Raw genomic sequence first — 23,087 nt, forward strand, 5'->3', positions numbered from 1 at the left:
CTGCCCAGGCGAGGATTACACTCGGGTAGAAAAGCGGTAACCGGCACCGCGAACGGTTTGGATCAGGCGATCGTGGCCCTGATCTTGGATCGCTTTACGCAAACGGCGAATGTGCACATCGACGGTGCGGTCTTCCACGTAAACGTTGGTGCCCCAAACGTTATCCAGCAACTGTTCGCGGCTGTAAACTCGCTCTGGGTGGGTCATAAAGAAGTGCAGTAAGCGAAACTCCGTTGGCCCCATATCCAGATTGGCTTCGTCGATGGTGACTCGGTGCGAAACCGGATCTAAGCGCAGCCCCTGCACTTCCACCGCCTCTTCTAAGCGAGTGGGTGCGGCGCGGCGCAGTACCGCCTTGATCCGCGCTACCAGCTCTTTCGGTGAGAACGGCTTGGTCATGTAATCATCGGCGCCCACTTCCAAGCCCTTCACCCGATCTTCCTCTTCACCGCGAGCGGTTAACATGATGATTGGGATCTGCCGAGTGTGCTCATTGCTGCGTAAGGTTTTTGCCAACTGCACGCCGCTGCCGCCAGGCAGCATCCAATCCAGCAGGATCAGATCCGGGTAAGGTTCAACGACCGCGGCCAAGCCCTGATCGTAATCAGCGGCACTGGAGGTGCGAAAACCATGTTGGTCCAACACAAACGCCAGCATCTCGCGGATGGCAGACTCATCTTCAACAATCAAAATATTTGCAGTCATAGCGGTATTCAGGGTCCAGAAGTGACGATTCGCGAATGATTATCGGGCAATTAAGTGACAGTAATATGACCTTAACCGCAGGGATTGTGAATTTAATAACAAATTTACCACTGGCAACCAACATTTACTCCAAACCGTTACTGCTGTTCGTTTTTTTACGGTGTAACGCAGAGTGCTTGGCCATCATTGCTGGGCAGTTACAACGCCATTATCGGTGATAAATAGCGCAACTGTCGTCATATTTCTGTCATAAAACCAAGTGGCGGTAACGGCGGCGCCAACGCCGATCAAAAAAGGGAGCCGCAGCTCCCTTTTGCTTGAACCTAAGCCAAGGTTTAGAACTTGTGTTCTACGCCTACGCCAGCAAAAGAGCCGGACTTGCTGTTTTCGCTTTTGTTGTAAGAACGATCGGTAAAGTAACCAAACACTTTAGTCGCTTTAGCCAACTGGTAATCGGCCCCCACAGAGAAACCGTCTGCGGTGTCTTCCAGGTCGGTGTATTGCAGTTTCAGCGTCAGGGCATCCATGCCGTAGGCCGCCGACACTAAGAAGCCATCTTTGCTGTCAGCCGCAAACTGCTCTTGTTGCTGGTACAGTGCGCCTAAGGTTACCCCAGCTACTTTTGTGCCCACGGTGGCGCGCACAATGCTGTCCAATCCGGCAACGTCACTATCGTAAGCCAGTGCCGCGTAGTAATTGGCCTTTTTGTACTTGGCATCGCCATACATCGCCGCGATAGAGAACCCATCGGTTAGCTTATCGTCAGCGCCCATCTGCTTATCCGCGCCTTCAGCAAGGTACGTAATACCCGCACTGAACAACCCCACTTTAGGGGTCAGGTAAGACAGAGTCTCCGTACCACGGTTGTCGCCTTTCAAGCCGTAGTTTTTCAAATCACCGGCGTAATCCGAGAAGATGTCTACCTTGCCTTGAGACTTTTTCAACATCGTGTCTTGACGACCCAGAGAGATCGCACCGAAATCGCCTTTTAGGCCAACAAACTGATTGCGTGGCTTGAAGTTATCGTCGCTGTCGTCGGTGTTAACTTGATACTCAATGGTGTAGAAAGCCGTTACGGACTGGCTCAGCTCCAGATCGCCTTTAATGCCCACTCGTGACGAGTTAGAGCGGATCTCGGTTTCTGCCTCGTCCGCTTTGCTCGCTGCATCAAAGTCATTAAAAGAGGCTTCAATATTAAGCTTACCGTATACGGTCAATGGGGCAGCAGTCGCTACAGCAGGGGCAAAAACAGCAGCTAATGCAGCAGCCAAAACAGTACGCTTGGTAGACATGATCTCATTTCCTTGTTTATTAATTTTTGCTTTCTGGGTTCCGCAGAAAACAGGGCGGATAATGTCAGTGTTTTATGACACTTATATTTCAAACGCCCATGACATTTTTATTACATCGTTTTTTCATTGTTGTCATTACAAAAACGCCCTTTGTTTGCGCCAAACATGGGTTTTCCCTACACTGCCGCACCAGCACTCCCTTCAATCGAATCAGGTACTCACATGTGGTTTAAAAACGCCCAACCTTACCGTCTTACCAAAGCCATCAACTGGCCGGTGGAAGAGTTAGAGCAGCAGCTTGAAGCTTATTGCTTTACCCCTGCCACCAGCCAAGAGATCAGCAAGCTGGGCTTTGTGAAGGCGCTGGGGAATAAAGCGGGGCAAAGCTTGGTGCATGCCGCGGGCGACAACCTGCTTATTGCCATCGAAAAAGAAGAGAAGATGCTGCCCGCATCGGTGATCCGCGAAGAGCTGGACGAACGCATCAGTGCGCTGGAAACCGAACAAGGCCGTCCGGCACGTAAGGCTGAAAAAGACGCCTTGAAAGAGGACATCATCGCCGTTTTGCTGCCGCGCGCATTCAGCCGCCGCAAGCAGGTACGCGCCTTGATCATGCCGAAACAGCAATTGATTTTGGTGGACTGCTCCAGCGCCAACCGCGCTGAAGAGCTGCTGTCGCTGCTGCGCCAAGCCATCGGTTCTTTGCCGGTGGCACCGTTGATGCCAAACACCCTGCCAGAAGAAGCGATGACCGATTGGGTTCGCACTGGCCGCGTTGGCAACCACTTTGAAGTGCAAGATGAAACTGAGCTAAAAAGCTTGGCCGAAGCCGGTGGCAGCGTGAAACTGAAAGATCTGCCGCTGGACAGCGACGAAGTGCGCGCTTACCTCGACAGCGGCTTGCTGGCTTCGAAGCTGGCAATGGATTGGTCGGAAAGCATCAGTTTTGTGCTGAATTCCGATCTGTCGCTAAAGCGCTTAAAGTTTGCCGATGTGCTGCAAGAACAAAACGAAGACATCGACAAAGAAGATCTGGCCGCTCGACTGGATGCGGATTTTGCATTGATGTGCGGTGAGTTTGAAAAGATGTGGCCGAACCTGCTGGATGCCATGGGTGGCGTTGACGACACCATTTAAGGCTGCCTAAGTCCAAGCTTAGCCCCAGAAAAAACGCCAGCGCATTTGCGCTGGCGTTTTCGATTGTAAAGCCGCTAACCCACAGCAACGCTATCGTTTACTCTGCCTCGGCGGCGGGGTTCGCTTGGGGAAACGCCGCTCCTGTCCATGCGGTAAACGCCGCCTGCTGTGCGGCAGTGGCGCCAGCTAATGGCACCAGCTTCAACTTGCCATCGGCAATTTTTGTTGGGGTTACGCTCACACTCATTAAGCTGTCGCGGCGAAACAGATCGAGCGTAACGCTTTGATTATCAGCCAATTGCGCCCACTGCTGTGGCCATGTTTTGCCATCAAAGCGCAAGCCGTTAATGGCGAGGATCTGATCCCCTGCGGTTAACCCTGCCTGCCACCCTGGGCCACCACGCGCCACCTTGGTTAAGCGATTGTCATCGTCGATGCTTACGCCCATATCTAGGATCTGCTTGGTTGGCCATTTCATGGTTAGCCCCACCTGCGCCAACATCGCCTCAAAGTCGAGATTAAGCGGCTGTTCAATGTGCTGTTGCCACCACATCTGGCTGTCTTTATTGGCAATTTTGTTGATCAGGGTTTGCATCTGCGACGCGTTATACCCCACCGGGATCCGGTGTTGTTGGTACAGCCCTTGGTGTAATTGCGCTATCGATTGTCCCTGCTGCTGCAACCACAGATCCAAGGACCAGTTGGCCATGTAGCCTTCAGAGTAGATCGACACGCTGTTGTTAAAGCCGTAATCGCCACCGCGAGCAATCCAGTTATCAAAGCTGGCCTGCGCCACGGTTTGTTTCGCCACCCCTGGGCGACGGCGGTGTTCGGTGATGCGCCGGGCCACATCCGCTAAATACTCTTCGGTGGTCATGACGCCACCACGCAGTAACCACATATTTTGCAGGTAACTGGTGCCCCCTTCCGCAAACCACAGCATATCGGTGTAGTTGTCACGCTGGTAATCGTAGGGGATCAGCCCTTGTGGCCGGTACGCTTTCACGTTCCAGGTGTGCACCAATTCGTGGGCGGCGGTGGCGATAAAGCTCAGGTAATCTTTGCGCTTAGCAAAGCTCCAACGGGGGCGCTGGATCACCGTTGAATTGAGGTGCTCGGTGGCGCCTCGCGCGCCGCTGGTGGCGTGCACAATAAACAGGTAGTAGTCGTATGGGTATTCGCCCTTAAAGTACTCACCGGCTGCGCCAGCCAACGCTTTCAGATCTGCCACCATCGCGGTGGTGTCGTAATTGCCCTCCCCCCAGATCACCAGCTCATAATCGCGCTTATCCACCTTAAAGCTGAAACTTTGGTGAATGCCGGTTTCAATCGGGCTGTCGATCAGCACATCGTAATTGGCGGCCTTAAATTGGTGCTCACCCAACCGTGGCAACCCCGAAACCGAACGCCACGACGGCGGCACCTGTAACGACACAGTCAGTGCCTCGTCACGTTGCTTTGGGTTGTACATCAGCACCCCAGAAGCATCAAGGTATGCGTGGCTGTCGTCAATGTGGCGGCTGCGCTGCCCCAGCTCTGTGGCGGTAACCGAATAGCTGATTGTCACCGGCCCTTGGTAACCGGCGGCAACTTGCCATTGGCCCCGAGCACTTTTATGCCACGGCAACGGCTGGCCATTCGCGTCGGTGGCGGCGAAATCCCGAATGCCATCGGCCAACGGTAAGATGGTGTATTTGCCGGTGCGCCAGTTGGGCAGCTGCACCGTTAACGGCTCAACGCCGTTGTGGTTCAACACCACATTCACATCGGCGCTGTGATGCACCGGATCGTTGATGTCGATGTTGTAGTCTACTTGTGCCTGCGCCAAAGGCAGCCACAGCAGCCCCGTCAGCGTAATTAACGGGTTCAATTTCATAGCGAATCCTTTCCGAAATGTTGTTGTTATCATGTTGTCTCGCTGGCAGTATACAAGCTCTTTACTTCGTTTGATTAGGGTCTCCTATGTTGCGTGTGCTCGTCAGCTGTCTGCTTTTATTGACTGCCTCCACGCAAGCCCTAACCCAGCAGCAACTCACCGAAACCAAACAGCAATTTGTACAGCAGCCACAGCAGTTGCTGGATGCCCTGTTGCCCCAGCGTGGCAACAATACTCAAATTGAATCGGATCGATTACTGGCACTCACCCACGCTCAGATCAAGCTGGGTCAGCAGCAACACGCCGAGCAACTGCTTACCCAATTATCGCAACGGGAACTGACGCCAGTGCAGTTGGGCCATTTTGGCTTACTTGATGGGATCCTGACCGGCTCGATGCACAGCCAATTTGAGCGCGCGTTGGAGATCTTCCAGCAAGCCAGCATGCAATTGGCGCCGCTGTCGTCACCGAATGCGGTGCGGCTGCACATCGACGTTCTGCTTAAGCGCGGCTCCTTACAGCGCTATCTGCAGCGGTATGAAGACGCCGAGCAAACCCTTAAAAATGGCCGCAAGCGCGCCTTGGCCATTGCCGATAACGCCCGCATCGCGTTGTTGAATGAACAGCTGGGCCGACTCAATCGTTCCATGGGCAACTTTCAGCTGGCGGTGGAATATTTTCAGTCGGCATTAAGTCTGGCGCCGCAGGTGGATGACGACAGCCTCGCCACCCGTTTGCAGCTCTATATTGGCCAAGTGTTCCGCGATAATGGCGATTACAACAGTGCCCTACATTACGCCCACAGTGCCGCCGAAATGAGCCAGCAAATGCAGCTGCAGCACCTGCACGCCAATGCCTTGTCAGAGCTGGGCTACATCCACGAAGCCAAAGCCGATTTTAACCAAGCGATCTATTACCACTTATTGACCATCGACGCGCTCAAGCCGGTGCAGTCCACTTTAGCCACCGCATCGGCTCAACTCGATCTAGGCCGCAGTTACAACCAACAGGGCAACTTTACCAAAGCGTTGGGTTACCTCGAACTGGCGCAAGCCGTGTTTGAACAGCGCCAACACAAACGCTACCTGTTTGAAAATGGCATGCAGATAGCGCAGGCCTACTTACGCTTATCCACCCCAGAACGCGCACTGCAGGTATTGGCCCCGCTGCAACAACAGCTGGACAGCTACCGTTCTAAGCAGCGCAAAGCGTTGCTGTTATTGCTGTCTAAAGCCAATTTGGCTAATGGCGACAGCGAACTGGCGTGGCAGCAACTGAAACAGCATGCCGACATTCAACTGCAGCCCTTAGCGAAAAACGATCAGGTGGCCATTCGTGTTTTAGCGGAACAGCAATTGCGTCAACAATTGCAGCAGGAAGAACGCGCCAAAGAGCAACTGCAAACCCAAGTGGGGATCCTAACCGACCAACGTTATGTGGCGTTGCCGCTGTTTCTGCTATTAACCTTGGCCCTGTTATGGAACATGCGTCAGCGCGGAAAATCAGAACGCCACGGCCGCTTGCTACGGCATCAAGCCTATCACCACAGCGACAGCAGCTTACCGAACCGTTCCGCCTTGATGGAGGCGATCCCCGAGCACAACGGCATGATGCTGTTGCTGCAACTGGGGCAGCTGCCCAATTGGGAATTGCAGATCGGCAGTAAAGAGTTCAACCGCTTACGCCAGCAAATTGCCATTCGATTGGGCCACCAAGAGGGGCTGGTGCGCCTGTACGAGGTAAGCCCCGGCTTGTTTGCCATGACGGTCACCAATAAGCAGGATCTCGATTGGATTGAATCGCTGCAAAAACGGATAGGCTCTTGGCCACTGCTGCAACAATGTGGCGGTGCCCATGTCGCCATTGGTGCCATTGAATTGCCGTTCCAGCCGGGTTCCATGCTGCACCTACCGGCAGAGTGCAGCCTGCAGTTGGCACAGCTGGCACTGGCCGGTGCCATCGAACAACAACATAAATATCAAGATCATTGTTATGTGTTACTGCAACCGGTGGCACTGAATGCGCCGCTGTTGAAACCCGATGCCATCTACCAAAGCGCAAATAAGTGCATCAACAACGGTGTGATCCGCTGCTGCAGCAATCACAACAGCGATGATATTCTGTGGCCGCAATCGTCAACCCCAGAAAACGAGACTCGGATCACGCCAATCGCAACGGAAAGCAATCAGGCTGACATAGGGCAGTAATGCCATTTATGGTATAAATAACACAATTGAAGTATGCCGCTGGTTAACCTAAACCGCGGCACGGTGTTTTTTGGAGGTTGTTGTTTGTTTGCAGTAGTTTCGGTGAGGTTTGCATGACCGATAACACCCCCGCCGCCAGCACCCAAGAGTTGCTCGAGCAACAATTGGTGGCCGCCCAACAATCGCAACGTAAACTGCTGACCCTGGTTGAAGCCAATCAGGCGCAGATCCGTGGTTTACTTGATTGCGTTCAGCAACTCACCTTGAGCTGCAAGGGCCAAGATCTGGAACTGGATACCCGCCTTGCTAAACTGCGATCGCGACTTACCAGCGAAAGCAACGTGCAAGCGCTGCTGCCAGAACTGGCCGAATTATGCCAAGTGCTGCAAGACCGTTCCGAGCAGGGTCAACTTGAGCTAAAAAGCAGCCAAGACGCCATGGCCAGTCTGGCTCGCAACATCGCCATTATCGATGACATCCCCGATCAGATGCAGCGTGAGCTCACTTACTTCCAACAAGAGCTCTCGCGCCCCACCTATAGCGTTTGGGATCATCTGCCGAAAATTAACAAGCTCACCGGTTTCTACCAAAGCTTGTTGATGGAACGGATCGAAAAAGGCGAGCCAATCCCCGCCACCAACGAACACCAGCAGCTGGCTCACGAACTGGCCCACCTGCTATCCGATCTGGAGTTTCGCCCCGAAGAGCGCGATCCCATTGCCGCACTGAAGGCCGAACTGGCCGGCTCGGTAACGGTTGAACGCTTGCTGCAAGCCTACCAACAGGTGCTCAACCTGCTGATGGGCGAAATCGTGCGCGAGAAAAACAGCAGCCACCAATTTTTAAGTGCCATTAACGAGTGCCTGAATGTGGTGCGCGACTCGGTTAACGACAACTGGGCGGTAACGGTACGCAACTTTGGTCACCAGCGTGACAGCAATCGCCAGATCAGCAACCAATGCATCGAACTGGGCGATCACGTTCGTAACGCCACTGAACTGGACGACCTAAAGCGCCACATCAGCAGCGAATTGCTGGCGTTGCGACAAATCTTGAAGCAACGAGAATCCGAGCAACACAGCGACTTCGTACGCTTAAAAAACTCAATGGATTCAATGCGTAAAGAGCTGGCAACCTTGGGGAATGAAGCCAGCGGCTACAAAGAAAAACTGGTCGAGCAGCAAAAACTGAACATGGTCGATACCCTGACCCAGTTGCCCAACCGTGCCGCCTTAGATGAACACCTGAAACGCGAATACCGCAACGTGCGCCGTTACGGCAGCAAGCTGTGGGTGGCGGTCGCCGACATTGATCACTTCAAGAATGTGAACGACAGTTATGGTCACAGCACCGGCGATAAAACCCTGCAGGTGGTGGCGATGGCATTGAAAAACTCCCTTAGAAAAGAAGAATTTGTTGCCCGTTACGGCGGCGAAGAGTTTGTTCTATTATTGCCAGAGGTGAACCAAGAACAGGTACTGCAGATCCTCAATCGCACCCGCGATAAGATCCGCACCATCCCGTTTAAGTTTCGCAGCGAACGCTTAAGCATTACCGTCTCCATCGGGGCGGCTCAAGTGGGCGAAAACGAAACCATTCAAGAAACCTTCGAACGCGCCGACGCCGCGCTATATCGAGCCAAGCGCAACGGCCGTAACCGGGTAGAACTCGACCAATAGGAGAGTGCGCATGCAGATCCAAGTGCGTCCTAAAGGCAGCTTGGATCAGCTGTCGCAACTGGAAGTAGAACGTCTGCGCGACAGCGCCAATTCCGATCTGTACCAACTGTTTCGCAGTTGCAGTTTGGCGGTGCTGGCCGCAGGCATTGAATGCGACGACAGCACCGAACTCTTCCGCCAGCATCAACATTTCCAGATAAAAGTCTTACGGCAAGAACGCGGCGTCATGCTGGAACTGCACAATCCCCCCAGCGATGCGCTGGTGGATGGCCGCTTAATGCGCTCCATCCGCGAGCACCTGTTTGCCGTTCTGCGCGATCTGCTTTACATCAACGATCGCTACGAAAACCTCGCCCACATCAATCTGTCCAACGCCAAGCACATCACCAACGTGGTGTTCGAAATTGTCCGCAACGCCAAAGCGATCAGCGCCGGCGGCAAAACCAATATGGTGGTGTGCTGGGGTGGCCACAGCATCAACGACGTCGAGTACCAATACACCCGTGAAGTGGGTTTTCAATTGGGGTTGCGGGATCTCAACATTTGCACGGGCTGCGGCCCCGGCGCAATGGAAGGGCCAATGAAAGGCGCAGCCATTGCCCACGCCAAGCAGCGGATCAAAGACGGTCGATTTTTAGGGCTGACCGAACCGTCCATCATCGCCGCCGAACCACCTAATCAGATTGTCAACGAACTGGTGATCCTGCCCGACATTGAAAAACGGCTGGAAGCCTTTATTCGCCTAGGCCACGGCATCGTTATCTTTCCCGGCGGCGTTGGCACCGCCGAAGAGTTGCTGTATCTGTTGGGGATCTTACTCAGCGACGCCAATCGCGATGAACCGATGCCGGTGGTCTTAACCGGCCCCGCAGCCAGTCGCGCCTACTTTGATGAAATAGATCAATTTATCGCAACCACTTTGGGCCCCAAAGCGCAAAGTCGCTATCGCATTATCATTGACGATCCCGTGGCCGTTGCTCGCCATATCAAGCAGCAAACCGCCGAAGTAAAAGCGTTTCGCCAGCGTACCGGCGACGCCTTCGCCTTTAACTGGAGCTTGCAGATAGAACCTGAATTTCAGCTGCCGTTTGAACCCAGCCACGAAGCGATGGCCAACCTTGCCCTGCAACCGGGCAACAACACCGCGGTATTGGCGGGCAACTTACGCAAAGCCTTTTCAGGCATTGTTGCCGGTAACGTGAAAGGCAGCGGCATTAAAGCGATCGCCAAACACGGTCCATTCCAATTAACCGGTGACGCTGCCATGATGAAACGCATGGACCACCTACTTGCCGCGTTTGTCGCCCAAGGGCGGATGAAACTGCAAGGCCACTACCAACCCTGTTACGAGATCCAACACGGATGAGCACCAGCTTACTGCTAATCGACGCCCTGAATTTGATCCGCCGCATCCATGCGGCCGTGCCCGCTGGCGACGCCAACGCCTTGTTTGAACGCTGCCAACAAGCACTGACCAAAGCCCGCCGCCAACACCAACCCAGCCACGCCATGTTGATCTGGGATGGCGGCCACCAACACAGTTGGCGCCGCGACATTTACCCCGATTACAAATCCCAGCGTAAACCGATGCCCCAAGACTTGGCCGATAACCTCAGTCAGTTACGCCAAGCCTTAGAACAACAAGGGGTGCAATCGGTGCAGCAAGACAACATCGAAGCCGACGACATCATCGCCACCGTGGCCAGCAAAGTCGCCAGCCGCGGCGGCCATGTCTTGATCCTCTCAACCGACAAAGGCTTTGGCCAGCTGCACAGCAGCCACATTAGCCAGTGGGATCATTTCAGCGGCCACGCCATTGATGCCGAATTATTGCAACAAAAGGTGGGCGTTCCGCAATCGCAACTGCTGGACTTTTGGGCGCTGGCTGGCGACAGCGGCAACGGCATTCCCGGCGTGCCCGGGATCGGCAAGAAAACCGCCCAACAACTGTTGCAGCAACAACCGAGTTTGGCCGCGATCTACGCCAACGACTTACCCGAAGGCAAGTTGGGGCAAAAACTGGCTGAGCACAAAGCCAATGCCCGCCTGAGCTACCAATTGGTGCGCCTGCGCCGCAACATTGAATTAAACATTAATCTGAGCCAATTCCGACTCAATAAGGAAGCCTCATGAGCCACACCACCTTAATCACCGGTGCTAACCGCGGCATCGGTTTAGAATTTGTTCGCCAGCTGCTTAATCGTGGCGATCAGGTTATCGCCTGTTGCCGAAACCCAGAACACGCCACCGAGCTCAGTGCCATCGCTGCCGCCCATCCGCACCAACTGGAACTGGTGGGGTTGGATGTGGCGCAACCACAGCAGTTGCAGGGGCTGCAAGCCTATTTGGGCGAGCGCCGCATCGATACGCTGATCAATAACGCCGGCGTTTACGGCCCCAAAGGGGTTGCCTTTGGCTCGCTCAACTCAGAAGGGTTTGACGAAGTGATGAACGTAAACGTATTAGCGCCAGTGCTGCTGGTGCAGGCGTTAGCCGACAATCTGGGCCGCAGCAGTAAGGTGGCGATTCTGTCGTCGATGATGGGCTCGATCAGCGACAACCAAAAAGGCGGCGCCTATTTCTACCGCGCCTCTAAATCGGCGGTGAACGCCATCGGCAAAAGCTTGGCGCAAGACTTAGCCCCACGCGGCATTGCGGTGATGCTACTGCACCCAGGCTGGGTGCAAACCGAGATGGGCGGCCCCAATGCGCTGATCGACACCCACACCTCGGTCAGCGGCATGCTTCAGGTGATTGATGCGCTTACCATCCAAACCAGCGGTGAGTTCCGTAACTACGATGGCCGCGAACTGGCGTGGTAACACCGCCATCCCAGCGCAACTAAAGGCGCATCCATGATCGCCAAACTGATCCGCTGTAACGTAAACCAAGAGCAGCAACGCGCTTTTAGCGACAGTCAACGGGGCTGGTCGGCGTTGGTCGACTGCCCCGGTTTTCTCGGTCAGTTTGGCGGTTGGCAACAACATCCTCATCAACAACGCCAACCACGCGGCCAACAAGCACTGATCATTGGCCTGTGGCAGTCCAGCGCAGCCCTGAATCACTTTATGACGCAGCAGCACGATGTGATTGCCGATAATTTGCAACAACAGCGCCATTACAGCCACTGCCGTGTGAGCCGATTCCAGCTTGCTGATGCTCAGTCACTTATTTGGCCTAATCAGGCAACCCAGCTGCAGCTGGAAACCGTCACTGATGGCCGCCTCTCGCCACCAAGAGAACCGTTACAACAACCGCGCTGCCCATCACTGGGATCATCCTTTGGCCAACCGCAGCGTTTGTTGCCGCTGGCCCCCACCGACAAGGCGCTTCGACTGCGGTTTTTATCCAGCCCTACCGTGGCCGTAGCCAGCAACACGACGACAGACTATGCCGCTAGCGGTGCGTTGAGTGCTGATCTTGGCTCTGCCACGATCATCATCGACATCGAACCCCGCTGGGATCTTGTTCCAGCGTCCATTGACCGTTTCATCCCCCAAGGCTTGTAACCGCCGCCAATCTTTCAGCCGTTAACCGTTCAATCGCTAATCCAAGCCAGCACCAGCACCAGCACGGCAAAGTTCGCGCAAATTCTCCCCACATGTAACCAAATTGCTAAGCGCCGATGCGGTCAGTATATTAAACACTTGTTTGAATTTAACTGAGGGCGCTATGCCAGCAAGGAAACGCTACCAACATGGCTGCGCCGAAGGGATGCGAGTTGGCCGCTTTAATCTGGGGATCAACACCACTTTCATTGTCTATCGCATCGGCGATACGCTGTTCGATACTGGCCCATCCAACCAGTGGCCAGAGGTTGCGCGCTTTATTGCCGAGCAGCCCATCCGGCAACTGCTGATCACCCATCACCATGAAGATCACAGCGCCAATGCGGCGGCGATTGCCGCCCAGTATGGCCTTACCCCTTATGCGCCAACTCAGGCGCTGAATAAACTGCGCGATGGCTACCCCACCCCATGGATCCAGCAACTGCTGTGGGGCAAACCCAAGCCCGTTGTCACCCAAGCCTTTCCGGCGCACCTGCAACTGGCTGATGGCAGCCCAATCATCCCGGTTCATACCCCCGGCCACGCCCGAGATCTCACCTGTTTTCATTTACCGCAGCAGGGCTACCTGTTCAGTGGCGATCTGTACCTGTCTAAATCCATCCGCTACTTCCGCATTGATGAGGATCTCAGCCAGTTAATGGCCAGCTTACGCACCGTATTGCGATTGGATTTCGACACCCTGCTGTGCCCCCATCGTGGCCCAGTAGAGCAAGGTCATCGTGCCCTGCAAACCAAGCTCGATAACATGCGTCAGCTGTGCAGTCACGCCCAATCGCTGCAACAACAAGGGTTACCACTGGCGCAAATCGTAAAGCGTTTGCTTGGTAAAGAGGACATGATGGCTTACTTATCTGGCCACAATTTCTGTAAAACCAATTTGGTTCGCTCCGCCTTACAAGTAACGGATTTAAGTTAAAGGCTGCAGCCACAAAAAAGGGCTGTGTACCAATGAGCTGTTGAACTTATTGTGCATGACCCGCTGCGGCATAAAGATCATTGCCGGAACCGCCCGGCGGCGGGCAAGGGACGAGTCCCTTTGCAATCCCGAGCGCCTCCGAGGTGACGACGGCCCCTCGTTCTCGCAGCATTGCGTTGCAGCAACGGCCAGATGCGCCATCCATGGTTTAACTGGCCTCTGCGGCATCCTGCCTTCGGCTTTACTTCATCACTGCTGCACTCGGCGTCACCAAGTCGGCAGAAAGCTATCACCGCCAGATGATTACTTAGCCGTGACAGATACGCTGCACCGGCTTTACTGCCGCATCACAGCGTTGAGCGGTGTACTGCAAAATGAGGTTGAGCAACAGGATGTTGCGAGTGCATCGCTAAGCCATGGATGGCGCATCGATGCAGTACCGAATGGCGCAGTGCAAGGAGCGAAAGTTGAGCTGTGCTAAGGCAATGGGATCCCAAAGGGAGAATCCCTTTGGGTGCCGTCGCCACTGCGACAGAACCACATGAAAGCAGTGCCATCGAAGCTCGCCGTAGGCGACAATAGCTACCGCGCAGCAACGCCAACAGTTAACTAATACACAGCCACAAAAAAGCCCGCAGCACCGGCTGCGGGCTTGAGTAACACCGTGGTGCCGCCAAAGAGTTAACGGTTCGCGGCCATGTCTGCCGCCGCCGTAAACAGCACATCAGTGGAGCTGTTCAACGCCGTTTCCGCCGAATCTTGCACCACCCCAATAATGAAGCCCACTGCCACCACTTGCATCGCCACGTCGTTGCTGATCCCAAACAGGCTGCACGCCAGTGGGATCAACAGCAGCGAGCCGCCAGCAACGCCCGAGGCACCGCAGGCTGACACCGCGGCCACCACACTCAACAGCAGCGCCGTGGGCAGATCCACCACCACACCTTGCGTGTGCACCGCCGCCAGCGTTAATACGGTAATGGTGATGGCCGCACCGGCCATATTGATGGTGGCGCCCAGAGGGATCGAAACCGAATAGGTGTCTTCGTGCAGATCCAACTTACTGCACAGCGCCATATTAACCGGCACGTTTGCCGCCGATGAACGGGTAAAGAAAGCGGTTACCCCACTTTCACGCAAACACTGGAACACCAGCGGATAAGGGTTTTGCCGAATTTTCCAAAACACGATGGCGGGGTTGAACACTAAGGCGATCAGCGCCATTGAGCCAAGCAACACTGCCAACAGGTGGCTGTACCCCCACAGCGCCTCAAAGCCGGTATTTGCAATGGTGCTGGCCACCAAACCAAAGATCCCCACAGGGGCAAAGCGGATCACCACTCGCACGATATTGGTGATGCCGTCGGCCACGTCCTTAAACACCATTTTGGTGGCGCTGCTGGCACGGTGCAGCGATAACCCCAAGGCGATGCCCCAGGCTAAGATCCCAATAAAGTTACCGGTCATCAGTGCATTGATCGGGTTATCCACCACTTTAAACAGCAAGGTATTGAGTACTTGAGCGATCCCTTCGGGCGGGTTCGCCGCTACCGCATCGGCGGTCAGCGCCAGCGTGGTTGGGAACAGAAAGCTCATGGCCACCGCCGCAATGGCCGCAGCCAAGGTGCCCAGCAGATACAAGGCGATGATCGGCCGCATATTGGTGGCTTGCTCCGGGTTCTTATTGGCAATGGCGGAAGCCACCAAAATGAACACCAATATGGGGGCCACCGCCTTCAGTGCCGACACGAAAAAGTTGCCCAGCAAACCCGCAGATTGGGCGGATTCGGGGGCCAACGCCGCCAGCGCAATGCCTGCCATTAGGCCGAATAGGATCTGCTTAACCAGGCTGCCTTGGGCAAGCTGAATAAAAATACTCTTGAGTTGATTCATCAATTTACTTCACTTGTGGTCTTATCGTTTTAATCACAGCACAACTCGCTGCTTATTACGCCGTTTTAGCAACTTTTACACCAGAGCGTCTACGTTTAATCCACTTTAGAAAAGAATTGACACCCTTTGTTAAAAAACCCAACTGGCCGACAACAATGCACACTGATAGAGTTAGTCAAAAACACAACAAAGGTGCAACAACATGTCCCAAAAGCGTAGTCGGGTGCTGCCAGTGGTGCTCGGTGCCGTCGGTGCCTACTTAATCTTCGTTATTGCGACGGTGATGGTGTGGGAGCCAAGTGAGAAGACCCCAGACGACTTAGACTGGGAAGATCGCGAACGCCACAATTTGCAGCAGATCGCGACCTTGCAACCGGGGGTATCGGTGGATCAAGTGGTGCTGAAGTTAGGCAGCCCGACCTTTAGCGAGGCCTACTCTGAGCCCAGTGGCGATCTGATCCAAATTTTGCGTTATCGCACCCATCGCACCGAAGGCGATGGCAAAACCACCTTTAACGAAACCACCCCCTTGGTGTTTCGTAATGGCACGCTCAATAGTTGGGGCGACGCTGCGCTGCAGAAGTTAACCTTGGGTAACAGCGGCTAAACCGCTGCTGGCGATGGGGGCTAGAGCGCCAGCATAACAATAGGATTGGATAGAATAGAGCGATGAAAAAGCTCAACTTATTTGATTTAACCCGAGGCGTCAGTTTCGCCCTGCTGGCGCTTTTGCTGCTCAGCCTGTTGTATGGGATCTGGCGCCAGCAGCAACCTACCCCTGAACCTCTGGATTGGCTGCAACTGCAACAGCGCAACGCCGCTCTGATCGCTCAGCTGCAATACGGTAAGGGCAATCTGGATATTCTCGACAAATTGGGCAGCGCCGATTTCACCGACGCCCATACTGATCAGCTTGGTCAACAGTGGCTGTTGCTGCGCTACCGTACTCACCATCGCTCTAACGACGGCTTTACCAGCCTTGATGAAACCACACCGCTGCTGTTTAAAAACGGTAAGTTAGTGGAGTGGGGCGAAACCGCAGCGGCCAAGTTTGCCATTAGCCGCAACCAACAACAAAATCATTAAGCCCCCTACTCTCTACTGCCATCATCATCCCGCACGGTCAGTGCATCGGTATTGATCATCACCAATGCACTGACCGAGAGCGCCACCGGCGCCGAATCAATGCCCGCTAGGACTTTGGATCCGGCTGACGCCACGGTTGGCCATTAAGCCACCACTGCGGTGCCGGGCTGTTCTGCAAGTGATGATCGAAAAACGCCATCATCTTCAAACTGTAATCCAGTTTGTTGGGGTACTTCTTCAGATGATGGGGCTCATCTTGGTATTGCAGCATCACCACCGGCTTGCTTAAACGGCGCATCGCCAGATAGAGTTCGACCCCTTGTTGCCAAGGCACCGCATCGTCGCGATCCCCAAACATGATCAGCATCGGCGTATTGATGTTTTGGGCATGGAACACCGGGCTGTTATCAATATACCGCTGCGGCGCCTGATACAGGCTTTGGCCGATGCGGCTCTGCCCCGTTTCGTACTGGAATTGACGCCCTAAGCCACTGCCTAAGCGGATCCCAGTGTAGGCCGAAGTCATGTTCGATACCGGCGCCCCAGTCACCACCGCAGCAAAGGCATCCGTTTGCGTAACCAGTTGTGCACTTTGGTAACCCGCCCAAGAGTGCCCCTGTAACCCCACTTTACTGCGATCCGTGATCCCCAGTTGCACTAAGCGCTCTACCCCTGGCAGCAAAGCATCTTGAGTGGATTGCCCCGGCTGGCCAATCTCAAAGCGGATGTCCGGCAAGAAGATGGCGTAGCCCTTGCTGGAGAACCACGGCAGATTAGGCCGATGGTTCAGAGCCATCTGGGGGAACTTGTGCAGGCGGTCGCTCATAAAGCGATAGAAATAGATGATGGTTGGCAGCGGCGTATTGCCATCCCAACCCGGCGGCGTGATCACCACCCCTTGCAATGGCGTGCCGTTGTTGTCGCGCCAGTTCACCATCCGCGCTTGACCCCAATCCAACTCGGAAAGCTGATCGCCGAGAAAAGTCACCCGCTCAAGGCGGCCTTCGGTGCCGTTGCTTAGGTACAAGTCAGGGAATTGATCGTAGCGTTCCAGTTGGTATATCGCGGCACGGCTGCGCTTCGCCTTGGCCACAAAGCGCAATCGGCCTTGCTGTTGTTGCCACGGGGTGAGCGTACCGGTAGCCAGCTGCAAGCGGTGCAGCCCTTCGTTGCGATCCCGTTCATTTACGCTGTGCAGTAACAAGGGCTGCTGGGCGGGGTGCCACAGCTGCTCGCTGTCTTGTTCCACCACCCGATAGATCGTGCGGCGGCTGCGCCCTTTGGTCAGCGGAGTCAACTTGCCCTGTCGCAGTTGATGCAGATCGTACTTGTCGTAAACGATGACGCCATTGCCGTCGCCCAACCACGGGCCAAAGCCATAGCTTGGCGCTGGGCTTGGGTAATCGTGATCTTCATTGGCAAAGCCAGTGCCCACCTTCTTGGTTTGATTACGCGCCACGTCGTGCCAGAACAGCTCACCACGCACGTACCACGCCACGGCACTGCCATCGGCGGCCAGTGTGGGCTTATCGGCATTCAAAGTTTGGGTAACCAACAACCGGCGGCTGCCGTTGTTCATGTCAATCAGGTACCAGTCGCGGTAGAAGCCCGCCCAAGAGATCATCTTTTGGTACAGGCGATTGCTGTAACCCAGCAAGTAGCGGCTGTTGTCACTGGCTTCCACCCCATCCAATTGCGGATCCGCCAGCTGCACAAAGTCGTCGCTTTCAAGCTGCCACACGCCTAAATATTGGCGTTTAAACTCCTCTTTAAAGCGCTTTTGTTCGTGGCTTTTAATCAGTTTGTCGTCGCCATGCCACAGCACTAAACCCGCTTTGGCTTGCAACTGCTTCGGATCGGTTAAGGCGGCGTTATCGGCAAAGTCCTTGGGCTTGCTGACCTGTGGTCGGCGGGCTTGGCGGCCAATAAACAGGCGCTGGTTGTCTTTCGAGAAGGTCAGCTCGCTGTACCCGCTCACTAAGAAATCCGCATGGTTAAGATCTTGCCAGCGGATCTCTTCCTCGGCTTCATACAGAGCCACTTTATGGCTGCGCTGACGCTTAGGGGTATCGACCTTGCCCCAACTGAACGCCAACCGCTGACCATCTTTACTGAAGCGAATGGCGCCGCTGATGTGATCCGCTTCAGCGTGCACCAGCACAGAACTTAGGTCGTCATTCAGCAGATACACGCCATTGTTGCTGTTGTCTGCGGTGCGCGTACTGTACGCCACCCCAAATTGATCCGCGGCAACCGCCACTTGCCATACGTGGCTGATGATCCGAGTACGACCGGTTTGCAGATCCCGCACCGTTAACGAGGTGCCGCTGCTATTGGCGTCGTCGTTATCGATTTTCTCGGCGGGTTGCGGCGCTTTTTTCTCTTTCTTATCTGGCTCAGCGGCGTTTTCATGCAATAACACCAGCACCTTGCCATCGTGGCTAAACCAGGCTTGTTTTACCCGCTCGAAATGGGTTTGCTGGCCAGTTTGGCTGTTCACTAACAGTCGATCTGACTTCAACTGTTTTTTGGCTTTGCCACTGGCGTTTTCACGGCTAAGCAGATCCGGCGCCAACACAAATAACCCAAATTGGCCATCGGCACTGAGCATCGGTTTGCTGGCGCCCGGCAAGGTAAACAAATTACCGCCGATGCGCTGCAGCTTACCGCTGGGATCACCGCGATCCGGCTGCGCCACATAGGCAAGGGTTTGCCCATTGTCCGACAACAGCGGTGCCGTCAAACTTTCGAAGTCCATCACCACCGCAGGGGTGACCGGTTTCGCTGTGGCCGTAACGGCCAACCCCATGAATGTTAATAAGGTGAGAAATCTAACCAATCCTTTTGTCACGCCAGCCTCGCAATAATTCCATTTTCGTGATGCCGCACAAATCAACTGTAAGAACAGTGTAAAAGTCGGTATGCTACTCGCCGCATAATGCTAACAAAGCCCCCCAGTCCTGTCACAGGAATAAGAGGGAGGCAACTCAAACACGACCACGTGGAAGGAAGTTGATATGTCCACTACTACCATCACCGTTATTCCTGGCGACGGCATTGGCCCCGATATTGTTGAAGCAACTTTGAAAGTGCTTGATGCGGCGGGCTGTAACTTTACTTATGACCATGCCGATGCGGGCTTAGCCGCATTAGAGAAGCACGGCGAGTTGATGCCACAAAGCACGCTGGCGCTGATCGAGAAAAACCCCGCTACCCTGAAAGGCCCACTGACCACCCCAATCGGTACCGGTTTTACCTCCATCAACGTGAGCCTGCGTAAGCAGTTCAACCTGTACGCCAACGTGCGTCCGGTGCTGTCTCTTAAAGGCACCCAAGCCCGTTACGATAACGTGGATATCATCACCGTACGTGAAAACACCGAAGGGATGTATTCCGGTGCCGGTCAGGTGATGAGCGAAGATGGCTTAATTGCGGAAGCGAAGAGCATCATCACCCGTGAAGGCGCCGAGCGGATCTGTACCTTTGCTTACGAATTAGCCCGTAAAGAAGGCCGTAAGAAAGTTACCGCCGTTCACAAAGCCAACATCATGAAGACCACCTCTGGCTTATTCCTGCAGGTTGCCCGTGAAGTGGCCGAGCGTTACCCCGACATTCAGTCGGAAGAGATGATTGTGGATGCCACCTGCATGAAGCTGGTGATGGATCCAAGCCAGTTCGACGTGATGGTCACCACAAACCTGTTTGGTGACATTCTGTCGGATCTATGTGCTGGTTTGGTTGGCGGCTTGGGCATGGCCCCAGGGGCCAACATTGGCGCCAATAGCGCCATTTTCGAAGCGGTACACGGCAGTGCGCCTGATATCGCTGGCCAAGATCTGGCGAACCCAACCGCACTGATTTTAGGCGCGATCCAGATGCTGGAGTATTTGGGTATGGCCGACAAAGCCGCCGCCATCCGCACCGCGGTGCAGGCCACCATCGCCGCTGGCGAATGCGTGACCAAAGACTTGGGCGGCAACGCCGGCACCAAGGCCTTTACCGACGCCATTATCGCTCGCTTGTAAGCGCGCCACGGCACTCGCATAAACCCCGCCATTGCGGGGTTTTTTATTGGCTTAATGGCCGCAGTTGGTTGCTGCTGGGCCAACGTCGACTTGCTTTGTCTGCCCTTGTTCCCGCCCCAACTCGACGGGATCGCTGCCGGTCACGTTAGGCAACGTTAACGCGGCGAACAGCGGCTTCCGTCTTGGGCGGCGCCTCAGTAGCCAATGCGTATTGGCCCTGCAATAACGGCAGCAACTGCGCCACACTGACCGGTTTAGAGAACAGGTAGCCTTGGAAACATTGGCAACCGAATTGGCGTAATAACGCCATCTGTTCCGGCTGCTCAACCCCTTCTGCCAGTAGCGTCATCTGGTAGTTACGACCAATATCCACAATGCTTTTCACCATGGTGCGGGCGGTATCCTGTTCGAGGATGTCATCAACAAAGCTTTTGTCGATCTTCAACTCATCCACCGGCAGCTGCCGCAACAGGCTTAGCGATGAAAATCCGGTGCCAAAATCATCCATCGAGATTTTAATGCCCCGTTGATGCAACTGATTAAGCAGCGGCAATAACGCATTCACATCTTCAATAAACAGGTTCTCGGTGATCTCCAGCACCACATCCGCACGGTTCACGCCGCTGTCGGTTATCGCTTGTTCCAGCTCAGCCAAAAAATGCTCGTGCATGAATTGATTCACCGAAATGTTAATCGACAACTTCAGTGGCTGTGGCAAGTGCTGCTGTAACTGGCCAATCTCGTGCAGTGCGGTGGCAATCACAAACTGGCCAATCGCCAACATCTGTCCCGAACGCTCGGCTAACGGAATGAATTCATCCGGCGCGACCAAGCCAAACTCCGCGTTTTGCCACCGCAGCAGGGCTTCCACCCCATAAATCTGGCCGTTGCTGTCCACTTGGGGCTGATACATCAGGTACATCTCATTGGCGCTTAATGCCAATCGTAGCTGCCGCTCCATGCCTAAACGGCGGGCGTGATCTTGCTGAATTTTGCTGCTGAACACACAGCTGCGGTTGCGGTATTTTTTCGCCTCGTACATGGCAATGTCGGCGCCGCGCAGCAGATCATCTAAGGTTTCGCCGTGCTCGGGGTAGTGCGCTACGCCAATACTGGCGCCCAGCTCGCAGTGCAAGCCATCGAGTGAGATCGGTTGGGCCATATCTTGCACCAGTTGTTCGCACAACCGCTGTATATCGGTGTTCTGGGGCAGCAACACGATAAACTCATCACCGCCATAACGGCAGGCCCGCGCCCCTTTAGGCAGACGCTGCAGCAGCCGCTGAGCCGTTTGCTTCAAGACCGCATCCCCCGCCTGATGGCCAAAACCGTCATTCACTTTTTTGAAATGATCTAGATCGATGTACAGCAATGAAAAGCTGTCGCGCCGCGCCATCCAGCGTTTGCTGCTGCGGTGTAAGTGAGTTCGATTGGGTAGGCTTGTTAACGGATCGTACACCGCTTGCTGTAACAACGCCCGCCGCCGCTCATCCTCTGCCGTGCCAACCAAACGGAAAAGGTAAAACAGCACCAGCAAAAAGCTGACGTAAAACAATGGGTAGAACCAAATGTGCTGGAAGTAATGTTGCAACAACCAGGCTTTATTGCTTTTTACCGACGCCCAAAGTTCGTAACGGGCGTCGTAGGCCGAAGCCACTAAAAATTGGCCCAGTGATTGTTTCCGCTCGAAGGTTAACAGGGCATTATGCTGCTCGGCCTCGGCCAAGGTGGCGTATTGGCCGTTACTGCTGGCAAACACGATGCGATTGATCTCAGCGAGATTGAGCGGGAAACGATAATCATCGGCGCTGCTATCCAACGCCAAACGCAATTGATAATACTGATCCTGTGACCGTAAAAAGCTGATCTCGTTATCCCGCTCTAAATGAAAATCGGCGCTGAAGTAGAGAAATTTACTGCTTAGGGTGATGCGACCGGCCAAGACCGCCAGCACGTTCCCCTGAGGATCTCGAATGGCTTTGCGAAAGGGGATCCCCAACCGACTTTGCATCGATGGGTGGGCATAGGTGCGTCCCAACACCATCTTGGTTTGGGTTAACGCTCGGGCGTAAGATGCCGCCGTAAGCGGATCCGTTGGCAAATGGGGCAATTTTGCCGCATCCAGATTGCTGCTTACGGCTAACCAGCGTCCATCCACGCCCATAACCGCTAACGCATCAACCTCTTCATTAAACTCAAGAATGCGATCCAGTGCGCGCACGGTTTTACTGAGATTTTCTGGGGATAGCCCATCATTATCAATCAGTTCAACACCCAACAGATCCAGCACCATCTCTTTGCTACGAAAGACCGAACGGGCGCTGTGCGACAGCATTTTTGCCGTATTACTGAGCTGATCGTATTCTCGCGCCTGCGTGTTTTGCCATTGCACCGCTAAGGTGTAGCTCAGCAATGCGAAGCTAAAGAGAAGGATGCCCCAATAGAGGGCCCAGATGTTTTGCCGAAACGATGCCAATGAAGAGTGTGCCTTACGCTGCTGTTTACAATTTCACTCGTTGCCGAGCAAAAAATGGCCGCAGAGTGTAATGACAGCTCCATAGCAGCGCCACTTAAAAGAGGTATTTTGCAGGCAAGATCACGCACTTTTTACCGCCAACAGCTAGTCGCGACATTAAAGTTGCAGTTTATTTACCTATTGGCAAAGAACCACAGTTCAAGGTCAACATTGAGCCAACTTATGT

Annotated in this window: 17 protein-coding genes; 11 read left to right on the plus strand and 6 right to left on the minus strand. The window is 54.4% G+C overall.

Translation table 11 applies throughout. From position 1 onward, the window contains the following. Positions 1-15: 15 nt before the first annotated feature. On the minus strand, positions 16-705 hold the full coding sequence (gene phoB / locus Q0796_RS02300) for a phosphate regulon transcriptional regulator PhoB (protein WP_298439875.1): 690 nt from the start codon (positions 703-705) through the stop codon (positions 16-18). A gap of 335 nt (positions 706-1,040) precedes the next feature. Further along, entirely contained in the window at positions 1,041-2,000 is a 960-nt protein-coding gene (locus Q0796_RS02305) for a porin (protein ID WP_298439972.1), read from the minus strand. A 219-nt stretch (positions 2,001-2,219) separates the two neighbouring features. On the opposite strand from Q0796_RS02305, the gene rdgC reads away from it, so the two are divergent. Next, entirely contained in the window at positions 2,220-3,134 is a 915-nt protein-coding gene (rdgC, locus tag Q0796_RS02310; protein WP_298439877.1) for a recombination-associated protein RdgC, read from the plus strand. A gap of 97 nt (positions 3,135-3,231) precedes the next feature. Here the strand turns inward: rdgC and Q0796_RS02315 are convergent, their stop codons facing one another. Next, entirely contained in the window at positions 3,232-5,010 is a 1,779-nt protein-coding gene (locus Q0796_RS02315; protein ID WP_298439880.1) for a PDZ domain-containing protein, read from the minus strand. Between the two features lie 119 nt (positions 5,011-5,129). On the opposite strand from Q0796_RS02315, the gene Q0796_RS02320 reads away from it, so the two are divergent. The 7 genes from Q0796_RS02320 (at position 5,130) to Q0796_RS02350 (ending at position 13,381) form a co-directional block, all read left to right on the plus strand. Beyond that, positions 5,130-7,217, plus strand: coding sequence for a tetratricopeptide repeat protein (locus tag Q0796_RS02320; protein WP_298439882.1), 2,088 nt, complete (start codon positions 5,130-5,132; stop codon positions 7,215-7,217). Positions 7,218-7,330: 113 nt separating this feature from the next. Further along, positions 7,331-8,896, plus strand: coding sequence for a GGDEF domain-containing protein (locus Q0796_RS02325; RefSeq protein ID WP_298439884.1), 1,566 nt, complete (start codon positions 7,331-7,333; stop codon positions 8,894-8,896). A 10-nt stretch (positions 8,897-8,906) separates the two neighbouring features. Further along, positions 8,907-10,262 (plus strand): nucleotide 5'-monophosphate nucleosidase PpnN, encoded by a 1,356-nt coding sequence (gene ppnN / locus Q0796_RS02330; RefSeq protein ID WP_298439886.1) that lies wholly within the window; start codon positions 8,907-8,909, stop codon positions 10,260-10,262. Next, positions 10,259-11,029, plus strand: coding sequence for a flap endonuclease Xni (gene xni, locus Q0796_RS02335; RefSeq protein WP_298439888.1), 771 nt, complete (start codon positions 10,259-10,261; stop codon positions 11,027-11,029). Before ppnN ends, xni begins: the two co-directional genes overlap by 4 nt. Then, positions 11,026-11,718, plus strand: a complete 693-nt coding sequence (locus tag Q0796_RS02340) for an SDR family oxidoreductase (RefSeq protein WP_298439890.1) — start codon at positions 11,026-11,028, stop codon at positions 11,716-11,718. The genes xni and Q0796_RS02340 overlap by 4 nt, the downstream gene beginning before the upstream one ends. A gap of 33 nt (positions 11,719-11,751) precedes the next feature. Further along, complete coding sequence (locus Q0796_RS02345; protein ID WP_298439892.1) at positions 11,752-12,405, plus strand: DUF4937 domain-containing protein; 654 nt, start codon at positions 11,752-11,754, stop codon at positions 12,403-12,405. Positions 12,406-12,568: 163 nt separating this feature from the next. Then, positions 12,569-13,381: an MBL fold metallo-hydrolase gene (locus tag Q0796_RS02350; protein WP_298439894.1), complete on the plus strand. Its 813-nt coding sequence runs from the start codon at positions 12,569-12,571 to the stop codon at positions 13,379-13,381. Positions 13,382-14,062: 681 nt separating this feature from the next. On the opposite strand, the gene sstT is transcribed toward Q0796_RS02350, so the two are convergent. Next, on the minus strand, positions 14,063-15,274 hold the full coding sequence (sstT, locus tag Q0796_RS02355; RefSeq protein WP_298439896.1) for a serine/threonine transporter SstT: 1,212 nt from the start codon (positions 15,272-15,274) through the stop codon (positions 14,063-14,065). 202 nt (positions 15,275-15,476) lie between these two features. On the opposite strand from sstT, the gene Q0796_RS02360 reads away from it, so the two are divergent. Together Q0796_RS02360 and Q0796_RS02365 are read left to right on the plus strand one after the other, a co-directional pair. Beyond that, complete coding sequence (locus Q0796_RS02360) at positions 15,477-15,881, plus strand: DUF3192 domain-containing protein (protein ID WP_298439899.1); 405 nt, start codon at positions 15,477-15,479, stop codon at positions 15,879-15,881. Positions 15,882-15,943: 62 nt separating this feature from the next. Beyond that, complete coding sequence (locus Q0796_RS02365) at positions 15,944-16,360, plus strand: DUF3192 domain-containing protein (protein ID WP_298439901.1); 417 nt, start codon at positions 15,944-15,946, stop codon at positions 16,358-16,360. Between the two features lie 106 nt (positions 16,361-16,466). Here Q0796_RS02365 and Q0796_RS02370 read toward each other — a convergent pair whose 3' ends face one another. Continuing rightward, positions 16,467-19,169, minus strand: a complete 2,703-nt coding sequence (locus Q0796_RS02370; protein WP_298439903.1) for a prolyl oligopeptidase family serine peptidase — start codon at positions 19,167-19,169, stop codon at positions 16,467-16,469. A gap of 208 nt (positions 19,170-19,377) precedes the next feature. On the opposite strand from Q0796_RS02370, the gene Q0796_RS02375 reads away from it, so the two are divergent. Then, entirely contained in the window at positions 19,378-20,385 is a 1,008-nt protein-coding gene (locus Q0796_RS02375; protein WP_298439905.1) for an isocitrate dehydrogenase, read from the plus strand. 145 nt (positions 20,386-20,530) lie between these two features. On the opposite strand, the gene Q0796_RS02380 is transcribed toward Q0796_RS02375, so the two are convergent. Continuing rightward, positions 20,531-22,861, minus strand: a complete 2,331-nt coding sequence (locus tag Q0796_RS02380; RefSeq protein WP_298439907.1) for an EAL domain-containing protein — start codon at positions 22,859-22,861, stop codon at positions 20,531-20,533. Between the last annotated feature and the right edge of the window lie 226 nt (positions 22,862-23,087).

The organism is uncultured Ferrimonas sp. (assembly GCF_947489035.1).
GTDB lineage: Bacteria > Pseudomonadota > Gammaproteobacteria > Enterobacterales > Shewanellaceae > Ferrimonas.